The organism is Paenisporosarcina sp. TG20, from assembly GCF_000286315.1.
Lineage (GTDB): Bacteria > Bacillota > Bacilli > Bacillales_A > Planococcaceae > Paenisporosarcina.
The window spans coordinates 1-2,326 of the sequence record NZ_ALJG01000089.1 but is presented as its reverse complement, the minus strand read 5'-3'; the positions used below and the strand labels follow the sequence as shown (position 1 = coordinate 2,326).

Annotated in this window: 2 protein-coding genes; both read left to right on the top strand. The window is 37.1% G+C overall.

Annotated elements, in window-relative coordinates; translation table 11 throughout:
* Positions 1-153: 153 nt before the first annotated feature.
* Positions 154-573 (top strand): UPF0158 family protein, encoded by a 420-nt coding sequence (locus tag B371_RS20980; protein ID WP_019412421.1) that lies wholly within the window; start codon positions 154-156, stop codon positions 571-573.
* An 842-nt stretch (positions 574-1,415) separates the two neighbouring features.
* Entirely contained in the window at positions 1,416-1,718 is a 303-nt protein-coding gene (locus B371_RS20975) for an HNH endonuclease (RefSeq protein ID WP_019412419.1), read from the top strand.
* Positions 1,719-2,326 lie beyond the last annotated feature (608 nt).

Below are 2,326 nucleotides of genomic sequence, written 5' to 3'. Positions count from 1 at the left end.
ATAATCAACACGCTTGATAAAAATACTTAAAATACGTAACTTTACCTTAGCCAATACAAATAATATAATAGAGTGGCATAAAATATTTTCAAAAATCTTTAGATATTCAGGTTATGTTAAATATCATGAGGCGAAAGATACGAGGTGACTAATATGAATTTAAACGAAGAGTTAATCGAGGCATTTCTAACTCGAGATGTTGAGATGGAATATGTCTTAGATCGTCAAACAGGTGAAATTTTTCTCGACGCATCAGAAACTATAACAGGAGAACCAAAGATTGACTGGGATGATGAGGAAACTGCAGAAAATCTTATTCAGATTCCTCAAATTTCTTCTTCAGATGCATTTGAAGTCATGGTCATGTTCACCAAAGAACAACTCCATGTTGTAAGGGATCAGTTGCTCAATACACTCAATGGGAGAAAACCATTCAGGAACTTTAAAGATAAAGTACATATAATGAATCTGCAAGAAAGCTGGTATAGATATGAAAATGAATGCGCTAAGAAATGGCTTATTCAATGGCTAGAAGAGAATGATATAGAAGTGGATCTGGTCAGCGAAGGTTGACACTGTCACCAGTATAATTATGGTGAATCTGTGATGAAAACATTTCCGACTATTAGGTTTTTAAAAATAGATTTATCGAATTTGGATCTTTTATTTATGACTTGGTGTTTTGGACTTTTTAACTACTTAGCATTGGAGGATGAATGCAAATGACTCTGGGAGAGTTCTGTATTTTATACAAAGTGTGTAAAATCTGCAAAGAGTCAAAGTCAATACATGCTTATTCTCGCAAAGGTGGAAGCCAATCCTCTAAAAATTCACAGACTTGCCTGAGCTGGAAGCCCACTGCTTTAGCGATGGGAGGAAAGCGAAGAAAAATGCGGAGTGCTTCAGAAAACCAAAGGTTTTTGGCACTTCAAGCATTTTTTTATGCTATTCTTCCTGTCTCTTGGTGGAACGTGTGTTCGTTTCATGGCACACTGAAAACAGGTCAACGATTAAGGAAAAGAGTTGTTGGGAGCGGTATTCGGCTGAAGAGCAAAAAGACAGCTTTCGCTGTCTGAAAAATAGATGTTTGTTTTTGCGGGTTGACACACCCGAGACCGAAAGGTTTGAGATGCAGTCCTGGTGGCAACAGAGGTTGCTTTCGCTGCGAACGTTCTTATTGTGATGGTCAGTGTTCAATTCCTATTCCAGCAACCTGCGGGTTGGCGTGGTGTCCGATTGAAAGAAGCCATTTCGAACAGAACCCCACTGCTTTAGCGGTGGGAGTGTCAGGTCGGTCCTATTGTATATCGTGCAAAAACAGGAGAATAGACGTTATTCTGACCAATGAATAAAAGTTATCATATGATCTCATTTTATTAGAAAATGAATTTATCAAGGTTCGGGTTAAAATCAAAATGAGTAAAACAATAACGAGTTATGTTAATCGGGAAAAAGCTGGAAATTTAGTCCAGCAAGGCGCAGCAGGAATAATACACAAAAATGTCATCCAGTTGTTTTATTCTAAAAGTTTCCTCAAGAAAATGGTGTTGGAGCGAGATGATTATATTTGTCATTATTGTGGAAACTACGGTGACACAATTGACCATAAAACGCCTAAGGTGAAAAATGGCCTGTCAACTCCGGACAACTGTGTCTGTGCCTGCTATTCGTGCAATCAGAAAAAAGGCTTTGTTGATTATGAGGTTTTTATGCTGTAGCCAAAAACGAAGAGAGTTACCAAAACAACTTACAGATCTTTATATGATTTAAGCAATACTTCACTGTTAATAGAATGACCTATACAGGTACATAAACGATAATCCAAATCAAAGTAGAAAAACCGATGGCGGCCGAAATTGTATCTTTGGCCACTGTTCATTGGGACAAAGAAGTCTATTCATATTCATTAACCAAAACAGGACTTATCTGAATGTTAGGGTTGAAGGGCAGCGAACGACGCATCCATTCCGCAGAATTACCTATAAATACTTTCATTTAACCATAAAAATAACCCATCCTTGAGTGAGCCGCTCAGATGGGTTATTCCTACCATTTAGCTGATCCCCTTGTAGGGCCTACTATTACTTTGACCAATTGATGTGAACTCATTAGGTACTCAAATTATGATTACCGTATAACAAAAGCGATTGGGTGTTTCAATAAATAGAGGATATAGACCTACAATTTCATAAATAATATCTAGAATCCTATAGATTATATTTGTATTTGAGTCAATTTCATTACTCTTCAATTAGATAATAAACACGAATATTTAATTGGTTTCCGTTAATTCTAGACAGTATCATTTGATTGTAGCGCAAGGCGG